This window comes from Vibrio maritimus (assembly GCF_021441885.1).
Classification (GTDB): Bacteria; Pseudomonadota; Gammaproteobacteria; order Enterobacterales; family Vibrionaceae; genus Vibrio; species Vibrio maritimus_B.
On the sequence record NZ_CP090438.1, the window covers coordinates 1,486,235 to 1,502,321 of the forward strand.

The following is a 16,087-nucleotide window of genomic DNA, read 5'->3' on the forward strand; positions in this document are numbered from 1 at the left end:
CTATAATTTATTGCGGCACATCTAGTGTTGGTTTGTCGCACTGACATGCGTACACTACGTCTTAAGGATTAAATACATGCAGAAGTGCATGTATTTTTGTAAGTATTGCCACCTGGCACTCTTTAAGAACGGAAACCATGTTAGACACACAATTCGATGCTCAAATTCAAAACCATATCGACCAAAAAACGAAACCCCTGGGCGCGCTTGGGCAACTCGAGACGATTGCTGTTCAGCTTGCTCGGATCCAGAGCCAAGCATCAGGCTCTTTTCCCAATTCGATAGATATCTCTTCTCCAAAAGTTATCGTTTTTGCTGGTGACCATGGCATCAGTGATCAGGGTGTGAGTATCGCTCCGAGCGCAGTTACCCAGCAGATGGTAATGAACTTCTTAGCGGGTGGGGCGGCTATCAACTGTTTTTGCCGTGCCAATAATATTGACTTTCAAGTAGTGGATTGTGGCATGGTTGCTGCGGTTGAATCTGATTCTGACCAGTTAGTATTGAGTAGGCTTGGAGAAGGCACGAAGGATTTTTCAGCCTACCCAGCGATGACTGCGGCTCAATTGGAACAAGGACTGAGCGCTGGCTCAAAGATTGCTACTCAAGCGATTAAAAACGGAACGAACGTTTTGATGTTTGGTGAGATGGGGATCGGTAATACCAGTTCAGCCTCTGCCATACTGTCAGCTTTGACACCGTTAGCTATCGAACAAAGTGTTGGTCGCGGCACAGGCATAGATGCGCAGCAATTGACTAAGAAACAAGATCTAATTGCAACGGCACTAAATCGATTTGACCAACGTGATGTGAAAACGGTTTTGCAGCAGGTCGGTGGCTTTGAAATCGTTCATATGGTTGGCGCGTTTCTAGCCGCTTATGAGCAGAAAATACCCGTACTGGTGGATGGTTTCATCGTATCTATCGCCGCGCTTGCTGCCTGCCAAATCGAGCCAAACGTCAGAGATTATTTGATATTTGCCCACGTCTCCAACGAGGGTGCCCATCGCTTTGTTTTAGAGACACTCAATGCGACCCCGTTGCTCGATTTGTCGCTGCGTCTTGGTGAAGGAACGGGCGCGGCGTTGGCGTTTCCACTTCTGAAAAGTGCAGCTGAGTTCTATAACTCAATGGCGAGTTTTGAAAGCGCTGGAGTCACCGTGTGATTAATTCGGAATCAACATCAGGCTGGCGATATCAGTGGCAGCTATTCTGCCTTGCCGTGAGTTTTTTCTCTCGTCTACCGATTCCAAGTAATACGCCATACTCATCAGAACGAATGAACCGTGCTGGGCGGTATTTTGCTCTGGTCGGTCTATTGCTTGGCGCACTGTGTGGCGCCGTCTTCACTGTTGCTGACTGGATGCTACCAACCAGCGTTGCTGTCATTCTAACAATGATCTTCAGCTTACTGTTAACTGGCGCATTCCATGAGGATGGGCTAGCAGATATGGCGGATGGGATCGGCGGTGGAATGACTCAAGAAAAACGCCTGTTGATCATGAAAGATAGTCGACTTGGTACTTATGGTGTCGTCACGATTGTATCCGCCTTATTACTAAAGTATGCAGCGCTTACCGAGCTTGCTCTTGGCAAACCCCTGTTTCTAATTTTCATCATCGCCTATTCATTTAGCCGAGCGGTTGCCGCATCGTTGATATCTGCAATGCCCTATGTCTCCGACCCAGAAGGTAGCAAAAGTAAGCCACTAGCCAACACCCAAACCCAAACTGAGCTTGTCATTTTGGCAGTGTGTGGTCTTGCACCCGCTTTGCTGTTAGGGCTTGATTTCACCATCGCGTTGATAGTGACAGGTTTGGTGTTTCGTGCGTTTTTTACGAAGTGGCTTACCGCTCGTCTTGGTGGGTTCACCGGAGATTGTTTGGGCGCAGCTCAGCAAATTGTCGAGTTGCTCACTTACCTCCTCATGCTCGTTTTCTTAGTAAATTAATAGGGTGGCGGAATGTCGATTAAACTGGTACTAGGTGGAGCACGTTCGGGTAAGTCCCGGTTTGCTGAGCAGCGCATCAAAGAGCTTTGCGACGCGCTCCCAAACGTAACCAAGCACTATGTCGCCACATCGGAGCCTCTTGATGATGAAATGAGAGCGCGTATTTCTCATCATCGTCAGCAAAGAGGGGACGGCTGGATCGAGTGGGAAGTGCCTGTTGAGCTTGTCGATACTTTGTCCAAGTTTGATAAGTCAGATGTCGTATTAGTCGATTGCTTAACTCTTTGGCTGAATAATGTGATTTATTATTTGGGTGAGTCAGTTAACAACGATGAAATTGAGCAGGCAGTGTCGAAGCTAGCTTCTGCTTTAAGTCACAGCGATGCGCACATCGTGCTGGTGTCTAATGAGGTGGGGCTTGGTGTCGTCCCTTTAGGTGAGGTCTCTCGTATGTTTGTTGACAACGCGGGGCGCATGAACCAAGAAATCGCAAAAGTTTCTGATAACGTCACCTTAGTTGCAGCGGGATTACCTCTGGTGCTCAAGGGGAGCGAGCGATGAAAGTGAACATCTTGCTTCTTCGTCACGGTAAAGTTAACGGACCTGCCGCGCTATACGGTCATACCAATGTGCTTGTTGAGCCGAAGTTGGATAACCAAACAACCACTGCCTTGGCTTCCAAGACGCTGCATCTTAGTATGGTTGTGAGCTCACCTTTATCGCGATGCTCTAACCTCGCCAAGCAACTGAGTTGTGAGCTTGGGATACCACTAAATATCAACCCTGACTTAGCCGAAATGAATTTTGGCAGATTTGATGGTGTGGCATTCGATTCAATGTCTTCGGAAGATTGGCAGCAGCTTGCACCTTTTTGGGATAGACCCGCAGAGTGTACATTGCAAGGTGGTGAGCGATTGGTTGATTTTCACCAGCGAGCCATTTCGGGATGGCGAAAAGTACTCAAAGCCGAACAAAATACCCTAGTGGTTTGCCATGGAGGTGTGATCCGTCAAATATTGGCAGATGTCCTCGACCTTGATTGGAGAAACCCGAAGCTCTATTCGTCATTAGCGATCGGCAACTCGACCATTACACAGATCCAATTTGATACCGACTACCCAGAAAACCTGGTGGTTAAAGTCATCGGGCAGCCAGCACAAGATTTTAACTTAGTACCATAACGCGATAAGCAAAAGTACCGACAACACGAGAGAAATTCTTTGCCAAAACAGCACGGGGTTTCTCTCGGCAATCGGCAATTTGCCAAGCTTTTGACTTTTTGGATTGGGTACTTTTAGGTCGAAGAGAAACTCTGAGACTTCTTGATAACGTTTTTCGGGTTCAATTCTGACCGCATTTTTAAGGGCATAGTCTATCCAGTGCGGTACCTTTTGATTGATGCTTGTAGCGGGGATATAGCGAAGTTTGCCTTGTGCTTTTACGGTGAGTGATTTCGCAACATCTGTACCATACGGAAATTGCCCAGTTAGCATGAAGTAGGTCATGACACCCAGAGAATAAATATCAGACCGAGTGGTTCCGAAGTAGCCAAGCAGATACTCTGGCGCGCTAAACAGCGCTGTGCCGGGGACCGTCGGCTCCATAGGTGCCATTTCCTCTAACCCTTTTACCTGTGTTGCCCCAAAGTCGATGATGGTGACGTGTTCATTCGCGTCAATCATGACGTTTTCTGGGCGCAGATCTTGATGAATCATTTCATGTCGATGCATGGTCTGCAGCCCCTTACATAGCTGACCAATTATATGCCGAATCTTGCTAAGTGGTGGGTTTGGGTTGTCTCTCACCCATTGCGCCAGTGTTATCCCTTCGACAAAAGAAGCCACACTGTAGGTATAAGAGTGGCGTAAACTTGGTTTGTAGGCTTTGAGCAGGTGGGGGCTGTTTAGTCGGCTCGCTATCCAGCTTTCCATCAAAATAGATTCAACGTGTTGGGGATCATGGCGACTCTCCGCAGAAGGCGTCTTTAAAGCAACTTGCTCGTTATTGCTGAGGTCCTTTGCCAAGAATACGTGGCTTCGGCTGGTGATTTGAAGAGGGCGAAGGATTTCAAAATTGTCGATGCAACGACCTTCTTCAAGCTCTGGTGGCAGCGGCAGCGTAAACAGTGATTCTTTCCAATCTTGGAGTGGATTATCTGGCAGAGCCTCGATACCTAAAACGATCGCCGAGACATTATCGTGACTACCGTTTTCCAACGCGAGGTTAACCAGGGCATCTGCTTTTGTCTGCTCACAAATCGACTCTTGGTTGAGGATCTCTGATATTTCATGTTCGGTGACGTAGTCATACAGCCCGTCGGTGGCCAGAAGTAATTTGTCTCCAACTGACAGCTCAATCGCAACATGCTCTATATCAACAGATGTATCCATACCAAGAGCTCGAGTAAGGTAACTCGTCGTTGGATCGATGAAATGTTGATGGTCGTGAGTGAGCTGTTCGAAGTCATTATTGCTTTGGCAATAAACCCGCGAATCACCGCAATGAAATACATACGCAGTGTGGGATTTGATAATGACAGCGCTGGCGGTGCATACATAGCCCTCGTTGAAATCAAACCGATATTCGCTATTTTTGGTTTGTGCGAACAGCCAATGGTTTATCGATTTTAATACACGCGTTGCCGAGTTCTTTACTGACCAAGCATCTGAGGTAGCGTAATAGTCTTTGATGAATCCGGTGACCGTTGCTTCGCTGGCAACCTGACTCACTGAACTTGAGCTTATGCCATCACAGATAATGGCAGCAAGCCCTTTACTCTCCAGCTCCAGATTAGATGGAATAAGGCATCCGATAGCGTCTTGGTTGACAGGCTTCCGTCCCGCGACGGAAGCCTGACTAACGCTCACTTTGAGTTTGCGTTGCACAGTAATTAATCCGAACTAATTAGTTAGCTGTGCTTTTAGATAGCGACATTTTACGCTCTGGGTTGGTGCGCACGTGTGTTAGGTAAAGCGGAAGACCAACCATCAAGAAACCACCAACTAAGTTACCTAATGCTGTTGGGATTTCGTTCCAGATCATGTAATCCATAATCGTGAATTCACCACCCATGATCATTGAAAATGGGAATAGGAACATATTAACGATCGAGTGCTCAAAGCCCATAAAGAAGAACAGCATAATTGGCATCCACATTGCCATCATTTTGCCACTGGCAGACGTCGAGATCATTGCGCCAACGACACCCATAGATACCATCCAGTTACATAGCATGCCGCGAATGAAAATAGTAAACCAACCCGCAGTGCCATGCTCTTGATAGCCTAGGGTGCGTGACTCACCTATGGTGCTTACCTTTGCAGCGAGTGTGCCGCCATCGGTGTTATACCCGTAGGTCAGAATAAACGAGGCGAAGAAGGCGACGGTCAGCGCGCCAGCAAAGTTGCCAACGAAGACTAACCCCCAGTTTCGGAAAAGCTGGTCCATGGTACAACCGCGTCGTTTATCTATTACTGCTAGAGGAACGAGCGTGAACACGCCAGTAAGAAGGTCAAACTTCATTAAATAAAGCATGATAAAGCCGACAGGGAAAAGAATGGATCCAATTAAAGGGCTACCTGTCTTCACGATGACCGTGATAGCAAAAAAGGCAGCAAGTGCCAAAATTGCACCCGCCATGAAGGCTCGTACTAGAGTATCTTTTGTCGACATAAAGACTTTTTGCTCTCCAGCATCGACCATTTTTGTTACGAACTCTTTAGGTTCTACATATGACATACTTTCTCTCCTTAGAATAAAAGTCATTATCGTTTTAGCGAGTTTCGTGCCATGTCGATAAAGTTGTTAACAATCAGTACCTTGAAATATTTTGATACATTCTGTGAGTTAGTAAGTCATTGATTATGATGCAAGGTGCACAACTCAGGTGCGCTCTGGTGTACCACTAAAGTAGTATTTGAAGGTTGTTCTTGAGAAGTTAGTGAATTAGAAGTCATTGATTTTTATCTGGTCTAGCCCCATGTTATCGATATAGATGGTTTGTCCATCAGTCTTTTCGCCAATCTATTACGCTTGAGTGGCGACTACAGAATTAGGGAAAGCATATGAAAAACGCGGTTTGGGATTTATCTATTGCCTACAAAGGATTGAATGACCCAAAAGTCGAGCAAGACATCGAGCTTATCCAACGCTCTATCTCTCTTCTTAACCTTCACAAAGACGAGCGCCAACATGTTGTCGCGATGCAAAATGCGATACAGACTATGGAAGCGGCTGGTACCTTGTTAGCCACGGTGAACACACTCGCCAACTGTTACGCTTCGACCAATGCTCAAAACTCACAAGCGAAGCAACTGATTGGTCGTATTGCCCAGCTTAGTTCTGAGCTTGAACAGGCATTTAGCCCTTATGAGGACACGTTGTCTTTTGCGGATGTTTCGTTCATAGAGCAAGTGCTAGACCATGACAACCCATCAGTTGCAGGGCAGGGGTTTCAAATAGAGCTGTTGCAGCGTAAAGCGCAAACACAACTCTCAATTAGCGAAGAGCAGCTTTTGTCAGCCATGCAAGTTGATGGTCGTGACGCGTGGGGTCGTTTATACGACAACATCACGGGTTCATTATTGATCGACATTGAAAGCGAAGATGGCATCGAGCAAGTGGGCTTTTCAACCGCTGCGAGCCTTCTTTATGGTGGAGAGTTCACCAAACAAGAAGCGGCTTGGAAGGGCATTCAAGCAGCAATGAAAGCGAATGAGACTTCGTTTGCGGCGATTGTGAATGCTTTAGCGGGCTGGCGACATAACGAAGGCAAAAAGCGTTCATTACAGCAAGAAGAGCACTTTTTGGATTCAAGCCTACGTGCAAACCGAATCCAGCGCGATACCTTAGATGCCATGATGAATGTGGCAAAGACTAACAAGCATATAGGACAAAAAGCGGGACGCTTAATGGCTAAGGTTCACGGTTTGGAGAGCATGACTCCGTGGAATCACCTCGCTGCGATGCCGCCAATGAACAACAGTGAAGCCAAAGTTTACGAATTTGCCGAAGGTATCGAGGTCATCAAGCAGGCTTTCGAGCAAGTAAACCCAGAAATGGCAGAGTTTGTACAAACCATGGTTGATAATGGCTGGATAGATGCAGCGCCTTCTGAGAACCGCCGTTTAGGCGCTTATTGTACCAAACTCGCTGCGACGCGAACGCCACTTGTGTTTATGACATGGGGCGGGAGTCGTTCGGATCTGCTGACGTTGGCTCATGAGTTGGGGCATGCTTTCCACAACTGGGTAATGCGCGACTTGCCGCTGTGCCGAACTGAATACCCAATGACGTTAGCGGAGACTGCATCTATCTTTGCAGAAAACATTGTCCGAGACTTCCTATTAGAGCAAGCTCAAACACCGGAAGAAAAATTAGAGATGCTGTGGGAAGAACTGTCTTCAGCGTATGCATTGACGATCAATATTCCAGTCCGATTCGAGTTTGAAAAAGCCTTCTATGAGGCGCGCAAAGAAAGCGAGTTGGATGCGAGCCAGTTGTGCGAGCTGATGTCGACCACATGGGCTGACTGGTATGGGGATTCCATGAAGGGAACCGACCCATATTTTTGGGCAAGCAAACTTCACTTTAGTATCTCTGAGTTAAGCTTCTATAACTATCCGTACTTGTTCGGTTACCTGTTTAGCCAAGGCGTTTATGCTCAACGCGAGCAAAAAGGTGAACAGTTTTATGCAGATTACGTTGCTCTTTTGCGTGATACTGGCTCGTATTTAGCTGAAGATGTCGTGGTCAAACATATGAATAAAGACCTGACCGAAGCGACGTTTTGGCAAGAGAGTATGGAGAGACTGTCAGACAAAGTCGATGAGTTTGAAAACCTATTCAATCAATTGAGTAGCTAGGCTTTTCACTTCTCTGGGTCGTGAGAAATCGTGACCCAGAGGAGCGGTTTAGAGCACCAAAGTTGAGGGTTTTTCGACCAGATCGGAGTATTTATCTCAAAGAAGCGCGACTTACTTCGATAAACGCGATCATATCCGTATAATTTTCTGTCTTGTTTCATTACCATACCGCTGTTAGATAGGGAGCAGCGCATGACGAAATCGTTTTTTCGCCAATCATTTCTGAAAGATACTTTAGAAACCGAAACTGAATTCACCGCAACATCAATAACCACACCAGACGGTGTGAAGTTAGATCATCGTTACCGTGGTGTTCTTGAAGTCACGCCGAGTCACATGGACGAGGACAGCGAGCACATCATCATTTCTTGTGGCATCCACGGCGATGAAACCGCGCCCATGGAACTGGTTGATAAAATGGTCGATGACATCGCATCGGGCTTTTTGAAGCTTAAAGCGCGCTGTCTTTTTATTATTGCTCATCCTGAGGCGACCAACCGCCATACTCGTTTTATCGATGAAAACCTCAACCGACTGTTTGGTAACAAAGAGCGTGCGGTTAATCGAGAGGTGGCGATAGCAAAACATCTCAAGCAACTTGTAGAGGCTTTCTATCAAGATACGGCAGTAGCGCGTCGCTGGCACCTTGACCTTCACTGTGCGATTCGTGAGTCTAAGCACTACTCATTTGTTGTGAGCCCTAAAACGCGCCACGCAGTTCGTAGCAAAGCATTATTTGACTATGTAGCAAGCGCTCATATGGATGCTGTTTTGCTCTCTAACGCACCTTCGAGCACGTTTAGTTGGTTCTCTGCAGAAAACTACGGCGCTCAAGCATTAACTATGGAACTTGGTCGTGTGGCGAGAATTGGTGAGAACGATCTAGAAAAACTGCTTGCCTTTGACTTAGCAACGCGCGATTTGCTTGCAGCGGAGCAGCCAGAGCACTTAGCAAAAGCACCAATTATGTATCGCGTCTCTCGCACGATTGTGCGTCATCACGATGACTTCGACTTCCTATTTGATGATAACGTTGAGAACTTCACCGAGTTTAAACATGGTGAAGTTTTTGGTCACGATGGTGATAAACCTCTAATGGCGAAGAATGATCACGAGGCGATCGTATTCCCAAATCGTAAAGTTACGATTGGTCAACGCGCTGCACTTATGGTAGTTAATGTCGCAACTCGCTATGAGGATGACCAACTGGTCTACGATTAATCGAAAAGCAGTGGCGTTCTCTCGCGCTGCTGTTATGCTTCTCTAATGGAATTCAATCAGTTACTGAATCAAAACCAGAGGCGCTGGCACACGCTTATGCTCGTGATGTTTGGCGTCTTAATAGGTTGCGCTTTTCTTCATCTCTCCGTGGGTGAGATATTCATCAATCCTTTCTCACCGCAAACTGCACTCGAGTCTCGGCTTCTTTACGACTTGCGTTTACCAAGGCTACTCGCAGCGGCTGCAATTGGCGCGGCGCTCGCTCTTTCAGGGGCATCTTTGCAAGTGCTGTTAGGTAACGTCCTTGCCGAGCCAGGTGTGCTTGGTATTTCGGGTGGGGCAAGCTTAGGTATGGTATTGATCCTATTCGCCTTTCCCGCCGCCGCAACTCCGCTAGGGTTTATGCTGGCTGGCGTGGCAGGCGCGTTAGGCTTTACTTTAATTTTGGTGTCGATGGCGAGAACCCTCAGGTTGACAACGACTCGTTTGCTGCTGGTGGGCGTGGCGCTTGGGATACTATCCGGTGCAGTAGTTACTTGGGCATTTTACTTTAGTGATGATTTGAGTATTCGCCAGCTCATGTATTGGCTAATGGGAAGCGTCGGGGGCGTCAGTTGGTATCAACATATTCTCACTCTGGTGATGATACCCGTTGGAATTTGGCTGTGTCTGAAGGGGACGATACTCGATAAACTCATGGTTGGCGAGATCCACGCGAAACAGCTTGGCGTCGATGTTATGCGCATACGGTGGCAACTGATTTTAGCGGTTTCATTGCTCGTGGGCGGCTCCGTTGCTCTTGGCGGTGTGATTAGTTTTGTTGGTCTTGTTGTGCCACACTTGCTTCGTTTGTCTTTTGGAACAGAGAATCGTTATTTGCTGCCGCTGTCTGCATTGACGGGTGCAGCACTGCTCGTTGTTTCAGATATCTTGGCGCGCACTGTTCTTGATTCAGCTGAACTCCCTGTTGGTGTTATGACGACGACTATCGGTGCGCCCGTGTTTATATGGATGCTATTGAGAAGCCATGATACAAGCTCATAATCTATCGGTTGGAACTCGCTTATTACCCGTTAGCCTCTCATTACCCGAAGGGAAGCTCACTCACATCATTGGTCCGAATGGCAGCGGAAAAAGCACCTTGCTCGCTGCGTTATCCGGTGTGATGAGCTATCAAGGGGTCATTAAAGTGGGCGACCTGGATTTGGCTCAAATGTCACTTCCCGATATCGCTTTACTGCGTGCTTATCTTGCTCAGTCCGCGCGACCGGCGTTTAACATGCCCGTTTACCAGTTTCTGTCGTTGTCGATCCCCAGCAACAAGCAATGTTCAGATGAGACTCTCAATCAAGCGATAGCGGAGCTCACTGAGCTACTTAATATCAACACTATGTTGTCTAGAACGGTCCATCACTTGTCGGGTGGTGAATGGCAACGTGTTCGGCTAGCCGCATGCTGTTTACAGGTTTGGCGTCCGATCAACCCTCTGGCTCGAGTTCTGATTCTAGACGAACCCGCAGCGCCATTGGATATTGGTCAAGAGAAGTACTTAAATGAGCTGATCGATATCGTAACACGACAAGGAACATCGGTCATTGTGGCGAATCACGACCTTAATACCACACTGAGACGTGCCGATTACGTAGTCCTACTCGCAAATGGGGTAATGGAGGCTGTAGGGACGAGCGAAGAAGTGCTGACGGAAGAGAACATCAGTTCGGTTTACAAGACCACGGTCAAAAAGATTGAGTTTGAAGGAAAACCCTTGCTTATCTTTAATGAGTAGAAATGAAAAACGGTCTCTAATTTAGAGACCGTTTTGCTATTTTTTAGCTGACTCGCTGATTGCAGCTCAATTCATATTAGCAATTAAACCAGCGGAGAAAGATCGGCAGGGCGGTAGTAGACCGACTTCAAAACCTTACCTTTGCGAATAGTCTTCGCTTCAGAAACAAAGTCTTCTGCACATTTCGCGATGATGTACTCACCCTTTGTTACCGCCATAAGCTTGATACCTTGCTCAGCGTAGTGCGCTTCTGTTTCTTGGTATTCGCTTTCGTTACGGCATACTTTACTCATGTTGCTAGAGTGAATCTCATCCCAGCATTTGATGAAGTCGATATCGCGGTTGGCAGCCACGTGCAAAAGCAGTTCAATCAGATAGCTAATTGCAACGTTATCTTCGACTTTGCTATCGCCTAGGTGAACCAAACGACCCATCAAAACATAGACTGAATCGATGATAGCGTCCGCTTGTTCTACTTTACTGTCCGCTTCTGCCAGTTCGGTCATTTCTTCGATAGCCAGTGAGCTGTGTAGAGTGTCAGCTGCATCATCTAGCGACTCTGCATCATTCACAGGCAAATCAAATGTAGTACGGAACTCAGTAATGTCGCGGTATAGGTGATCGAAGATCGGTTGGGTAAGTTTGGTTAGTTTCATCGATTTTGCTGTTTGATAATTGGTGACAAGATCCTATCAGAGCAGGAAGCCATTCGCTACACCGATGAGCATTTTCTTGGCGTTAGGATATTGAACTACACTGATTAGCGATGTCAGATATTGTTTTAAAGTCGGAATACGGTTAACATTTCCAAACAATTCAAATGGTTGAGCGGATAATATCTCACCATTGATACGAGTATTGATGAGATGAGAGGCGTTAGGGCTGACCATCTTATTCCCAGTTTCAAAAGGTACACGTACTTTTTGGAAAACGACGTTTCGGATTAGGGTCCCGAGTCGTCGTATTTAAAGGCCACCTTTCGAGGTGGCCTTTTAACCTTCTTGGAACTCTTGATAAAAACTATCAAAATTTCCCCACATCTCCAGTAGCCGCCCAACGTATTTAGCGTCGATAAACTTACTATCTATATGATCGTTACCTTCCAAAAGAACAAGGTAGTGCAGGGTGACTTCTTTTGCTCGAGGAATCTTGTCCCATACTTCTAGTACATGTGATGAAGAAGGGGCTTGGTAACTCGCCAACTCAACACCGTTATCACCGATATTAGTAAAAATAGTGAGCGCTAGACCCATTGATGATTCTTATTGATGGCCATTAATGATTTGTGAAGATTATCAATTGAACTGGCGTTAGGGAAGAGATGGAATGTAAGAGTTCAGTCTGATCTCTGAAGTCCGATAAGTAATCCCGACGATTAATAGCAGTTACTTTGTTTGTTCGATGACAGTTTGCTGTGAAGCCGGTTGGTTGTGATTGTACTGGTCGACAACGTCATAAATAATCACGTAGCTAACCAAAAGGCAAAGCGGAATAAACTTGATCCAAGGTTTCATAATGATGCTCATAGTCGGATAGATGCCACTACCTTAGCAGTGGCATTGCCTATTGAGTATCTACATTATCGCAACCTAATATTGACGCTATCTATTGCAAGTAGAAGATAAACGCAACTATGACGGATCGTGCCTAGGAGAATAAGTAAGGGAACAATCGTTTTCGCTCGTGTTCGTCGAGTTCACTGACACGTGCAATGTTGTTGTCAGGGATCGCCTCTGGATCGGGATAGTGTTTAAGTACTCGCTCCATACTTTCTTCGCGAATAAGGTGGAAAATGGGGTATGGTGAACGGTTGGTGAGGTTTTCTGGATCCTCAGGTTCAGCACCACCAAAACAGTAGTTAGGATGGAAGGTCGCGACTTGATAAATGCCTTCCCAGCCATTTTGTTTTATCAACGCCTCAACCCAGTCGATGAAGAAGTTGTAATCGACAAAATCATGCAGCATCTTAGGCACGACAACTAATGTGGTTTCTAGATCTCGCGCATCTGTTTGCTCTAGCAGCATCAGTTCACTTAGAATGTCTTCTAGTAACCCTTCCTCTTTGTCTGCAAGGCTAACAAAGGTCTTAATTTGCTTATTGCGTTCTGGTTTAGCGGCGAAAGGGCATAGGTTTAACCCGATCACGACCTCTTTTAACCATTGCTGAACTTGTTGCTCGATCTTTACTACTTCTTCACGTAACGACATAACACTTACCACTTTTAACACTATGGCAATTATATGCTGCTAAGCGGTCGATAGCGAACGTTTCTCGCGGCTGGCGCCATTATCAAGCGTGCTTGATGGGCTTCTCTGAGAGCGTATTACGTTGATCGACTTGATATAACTTGTAGCAGAGCCCGAACAATGCGGCGTAGAGTAAAGCACCTCCCTCAACGACGCTAGGCCAGCGACCGACTTGCCAGCAATAGAGTAGGAAAAATCCGCCTAAGCTTCCGCCGATGTAGTAGTGGACCAAGTAAAGCGCTGTTGCTGTCGCCTTCGCATGCGTCGCCTTTTGGCTTACCCATGCATAAGCAAGGGTGTGAGTAAAGAATGCACCCCCACTAATGAGGAGTAACCCTAACAACATGGCAGGAATGGATTCAAATAAAGCGACCAGCATACCCAGCATGCTTAATAATGTACCCAATACCATCCCTGGAATAGGTAGGTACCGCTTGCGCCAGTTTGCGCTTAGTTTTGATGATAGCGTTCCGGCCAAATAGCACAGAAAAATTAACGAACTTAGGGCGAGAGGAAGGTTGTGTGGCGGCTCAACCAAGCGGAATCCCATAACTGAATACAGGTTAACGAACAAAGCGAAGTTGATGCCTCCAATCAGCATGGCTATCCATACCGTAGGATTAGAGATATGCGCGACTAGACTTCGATTGTGATGATAGAAAAGCCCTCTGGTCGGCTTAAAGTGCTGCTGTTTTGGCAGTATCGCAACGACAATTAACGCCGACACTAAGGTAAACGTAGCGATAACAAACACCGCGGTTTTCCAGTCAAAGTAGCCGGTTAACACACCGCCAGCGACTCGTCCGGCAATACCACCAAGGGAGTTTGCTGCAATGTAACCGCCAATTGCTTTGGTGAAGGCGTCGGGTGTGAGTTCTTCTACCATGTAGGCAACGGCGACTGACGCAAATGCCGCTAGAGCGATCCCCATTGCCGCTCTCAAAAAGACTATCGCAGTCAGGCTTTCAGTCAGCATCATCGCATAACCGATGATAGGCAGAGCCAGCAATCCCCCTAGCATTACTGAGCGACGCCCGATACTTTCAGAAGTAATAGCCCAAGGCACTAGGCACAATGATAGCGCGAGCGTAGAGGCTGCGAATACCCAGTTGATCTCGGTCTCAGACACACCGAAATGAACACTCAACTGAGGCAAAATTGGCTGGAAAATATACAAATTGCAAAACACCAGAAACGAACCCAAAGCGAGTGCGAGAGTAATTCGTCGATATTGAGGGGAGTGCAATTCAATCACGGTGAAGCCTTACTGCTAAATGGTGAACTATGTGATCAAATTAGCATTGCAGTTTGGATTAATGAAATATATTAAAGATATAGTTTGAATATATTTTATCAATAATGGACGTTAAGCAGCTCACGCATTTCCTCGCCGTTGTCGATCATCAGAACTTTACCCGCGCTGCGCAAGCCGTGATGATTGCGCAGCCTGCACTGAGTATTTCAATTCGCAAGTTCGAGCAGCAACTCGGTATTCAATTATTTACCCGACTCGACAAACAAGTTCGCCTGACACAAGAAGGTCGAGCACTTGAACCACATGCAAGAAAGATCTTGCAGCAGGTCGAAGATGCGAAGCTTGCAGTGGATGAGATGAAGGGGCTGTTGAAAGGCGAAGTTCGCTTAGGCACGCCTAGTATGATGGGGTCGTACTTTTTCCCAGAGATAGTAATGGCATTTAAGACGGCTTATCCCCATCTTAAAATGACGGTTGTCGAAGCGGGCACGCAAGATATACGCAGAATGCTACTCAGTGGTGAGATTGACCTTGGGGTGATTAGAAACAAAGAGGTGCCTGATGATTTAGAAGTTGATCAGATATTTCGTTCCGAAATGGTGGCAGTCGTCAGCCAACATCATGCCTTTGCTCAAAGAGATTCGTTGGATTTTGATGAGTTTTTTGACGAAGAACTGGTGATGTTTAAACCAGGTTATTTCCATCGAGACTTTATTGACGAAGAGTGTAAAAGAAGGCAAATAGAAGCAAAGTTCTCATTTGAAACCAATCTACTACCCATGATTCTCTCGATTGTTAAACATGAGTACGCGATCACCGCTTTGCTGGAACTGGTCACCGAGCATGAACCCGAAACTCGCGGTATTTCATTTGAGCCGCCAGTTTTTGTCGACTTGGCGCTAGCGTGGCGAAAAGACGGTTATTTGTCTCGTGCCGACCGAAGCTTTATCGACTTTATTAAAAAGCAGATGTAGCGCAGAGCTGCTGGGGTGTTAATCGTCGTAAAGCGGGTTCTATTGATGTCACCTGGTAGCGTATGAGTCCATCTGCGTGCTCTTGGTCTGTAACTAATCCAATTAACGTCGTTTTCGCTCCTATTAAGCTAAGAACTGGGGTTCCAGAGACAATCTCACTCAGCTCATCGCATTCGGTTAGCCAAAGCTTCCCATTGCTTTCGGAATCCAATAAGCACGTCTCAACAGACAGTACATCTCGTGCTGTATCTAGAACAGCGATCTGAACGGGCTCAGCGTCCCATTTCTTGTTTGCCATATTGATTAAGGTTGGCAGGTTCTGGTGGCAGCCTAACTCAGCGTCTACTTCTAAAATAGCCCAGTCCTCGTCTGCGCTGACGTTAGATAGCTTCTGATGATCCGTGGTTACGGATACAACAGATGCGTAGGTGTACCTGTCATCCTGAGAAAACAGCGGCGTAAGTCTTAGGTGTCGCAATGGGTAGAATGTTGAGTCAGAGCTTGAGAACACACAATGAGCGGGTACGAGTAAGGTTTGATTGCCTACTTGTGTCGCTAAGCAGTTTAATGCTGGGTACTCGGCCTCTGTGAGCTGTAGGTTGTAGAGCCGCTGATTGGTAATTCTTGCCTCATCGAGGGGGAGGGTTGCGTTTGCTGTTTTAGTTATTAGCAGCGCTGACATGAGTGCAGTGAAGGTGGCTACTAAGCGTAGATACAAGCAATTTGGCATATAGCGCCCCCATCTCGGCTAAGGATAACTTTATGTGATAGGGGCAGTATAGGAAATAA

Annotated in this window: 17 protein-coding genes; 9 read left to right on the forward strand and 8 right to left on the reverse strand. The window is 46.6% G+C overall.

Features of this window, described 5'->3' with window-relative positions:
* Positions 1-137: 137 nt before the first annotated feature.
* From cobT to LY387_RS06825, 4 genes are read left to right on the forward strand one after another with little or no spacing between them, the layout of a single operon-like run.
* Positions 138-1,166 (forward strand): nicotinate-nucleotide--dimethylbenzimidazole phosphoribosyltransferase, encoded by a 1,029-nt coding sequence (gene cobT / locus LY387_RS06810; RefSeq protein ID WP_234495810.1) that lies wholly within the window; start codon positions 138-140, stop codon positions 1,164-1,166.
* On the forward strand, positions 1,163-1,951 hold the full coding sequence (locus tag LY387_RS06815; protein ID WP_234495811.1) for an adenosylcobinamide-GDP ribazoletransferase: 789 nt from the start codon (positions 1,163-1,165) through the stop codon (positions 1,949-1,951). The genes cobT and LY387_RS06815 overlap by 4 nt, the downstream gene beginning before the upstream one ends.
* Positions 1,952-1,963: 12 nt before the next feature.
* Positions 1,964-2,512, forward strand: a complete 549-nt coding sequence (gene cobU, locus LY387_RS06820) for a bifunctional adenosylcobinamide kinase/adenosylcobinamide-phosphate guanylyltransferase (RefSeq protein ID WP_234495812.1) — start codon at positions 1,964-1,966, stop codon at positions 2,510-2,512.
* Positions 2,509-3,132, forward strand: a complete 624-nt coding sequence (locus LY387_RS06825; RefSeq protein ID WP_234495813.1) for a histidine phosphatase family protein — start codon at positions 2,509-2,511, stop codon at positions 3,130-3,132. Before cobU ends, LY387_RS06825 begins: the two co-directional genes overlap by 4 nt.
* Here LY387_RS06825 and LY387_RS06830 read toward each other — a convergent pair.
* Both LY387_RS06830 and LY387_RS06835 read right to left on the reverse strand, forming a co-directional pair.
* The gene (locus LY387_RS06830; RefSeq protein ID WP_234495814.1) at positions 3,121-4,836 is read right to left on the reverse strand and encodes a bifunctional protein-serine/threonine kinase/phosphatase; all 1,716 of its coding nucleotides are present in this window, start codon (positions 4,834-4,836) and stop codon (positions 3,121-3,123) included. The genes LY387_RS06825 and LY387_RS06830 overlap by 12 nt on opposite strands.
* A 19-nt stretch (positions 4,837-4,855) precedes the next feature.
* The gene (locus tag LY387_RS06835) at positions 4,856-5,689 is read right to left on the reverse strand and encodes a formate/nitrite transporter family protein (protein ID WP_042472574.1); all 834 of its coding nucleotides are present in this window, start codon (positions 5,687-5,689) and stop codon (positions 4,856-4,858) included.
* A 326-nt stretch (positions 5,690-6,015) separates the two neighbouring features.
* On the opposite strand from LY387_RS06835, the gene LY387_RS06840 reads away from it, so the two are divergent.
* From LY387_RS06840 to btuD, 4 genes are all read left to right on the forward strand, one after another.
* Positions 6,016-7,815, forward strand: coding sequence for a M3 family oligoendopeptidase (locus LY387_RS06840; RefSeq protein ID WP_234495815.1), 1,800 nt, complete (start codon positions 6,016-6,018; stop codon positions 7,813-7,815).
* A gap of 192 nt (positions 7,816-8,007) precedes the next feature.
* Complete coding sequence (locus LY387_RS06845) at positions 8,008-9,036, forward strand: succinylglutamate desuccinylase (protein ID WP_234495816.1); 1,029 nt, start codon at positions 8,008-8,010, stop codon at positions 9,034-9,036.
* Between the two features lie 45 nt (positions 9,037-9,081).
* Entirely contained in the window at positions 9,082-10,080 is a 999-nt protein-coding gene (btuC, locus tag LY387_RS06850; RefSeq protein WP_234495817.1) for a vitamin B12 ABC transporter permease BtuC, read from the forward strand.
* Complete coding sequence (gene btuD / locus LY387_RS06855; protein WP_234495818.1) at positions 10,064-10,822, forward strand: vitamin B12 ABC transporter ATP-binding protein BtuD; 759 nt, start codon at positions 10,064-10,066, stop codon at positions 10,820-10,822. The genes btuC and btuD overlap by 17 nt, the downstream gene beginning before the upstream one ends.
* An 83-nt stretch (positions 10,823-10,905) precedes the next feature.
* Here the strand turns inward: btuD and LY387_RS06860 are convergent, their stop codons facing one another.
* The 5 genes from LY387_RS06860 to LY387_RS06875 form a co-directional block, all read right to left on the reverse strand.
* Positions 10,906-11,478, reverse strand: coding sequence for a nucleoside triphosphate pyrophosphohydrolase family protein (locus LY387_RS06860; RefSeq protein WP_128650266.1), 573 nt, complete (start codon positions 11,476-11,478; stop codon positions 10,906-10,908).
* A gap of 336 nt (positions 11,479-11,814) precedes the next feature.
* Positions 11,815-12,075 carry a hypothetical protein gene (locus LY387_RS06865; protein WP_234495819.1) on the reverse strand — a complete coding sequence of 87 codons (261 nt, stop codon included), beginning with the start codon at positions 12,073-12,075 and terminating at the stop codon, positions 11,815-11,817.
* Between the two features lie 132 nt (positions 12,076-12,207).
* Complete coding sequence (locus LY387_RS27175) at positions 12,208-12,336, reverse strand: hypothetical protein (protein ID WP_267967701.1); 129 nt, start codon at positions 12,334-12,336, stop codon at positions 12,208-12,210.
* Between the two features lie 133 nt (positions 12,337-12,469).
* Positions 12,470-13,030 carry a DUF1415 domain-containing protein gene (locus tag LY387_RS06870; RefSeq protein ID WP_042472588.1) on the reverse strand — a complete coding sequence of 187 codons (561 nt, stop codon included), beginning with the start codon at positions 13,028-13,030 and terminating at the stop codon, positions 12,470-12,472.
* An 82-nt stretch (positions 13,031-13,112) separates the two neighbouring features.
* Positions 13,113-14,324, reverse strand: coding sequence for an MFS transporter (locus LY387_RS06875; RefSeq protein WP_234495820.1), 1,212 nt, complete (start codon positions 14,322-14,324; stop codon positions 13,113-13,115).
* A gap of 104 nt (positions 14,325-14,428) precedes the next feature.
* Between LY387_RS06875 and LY387_RS06880 the strand changes: the two genes are divergently transcribed.
* Positions 14,429-15,298 carry a LysR family transcriptional regulator gene (locus LY387_RS06880; protein WP_234495821.1) on the forward strand — a complete coding sequence of 290 codons (870 nt, stop codon included), beginning with the start codon at positions 14,429-14,431 and terminating at the stop codon, positions 15,296-15,298.
* On the opposite strand, the gene LY387_RS06885 is transcribed toward LY387_RS06880, so the two are convergent.
* Positions 15,282-16,028 (reverse strand): hypothetical protein, encoded by a 747-nt coding sequence (locus tag LY387_RS06885; RefSeq protein WP_234495822.1) that lies wholly within the window; start codon positions 16,026-16,028, stop codon positions 15,282-15,284. The genes LY387_RS06880 and LY387_RS06885 overlap by 17 nt on opposite strands.
* Between the last annotated feature and the right edge of the window lie 59 nt (positions 16,029-16,087).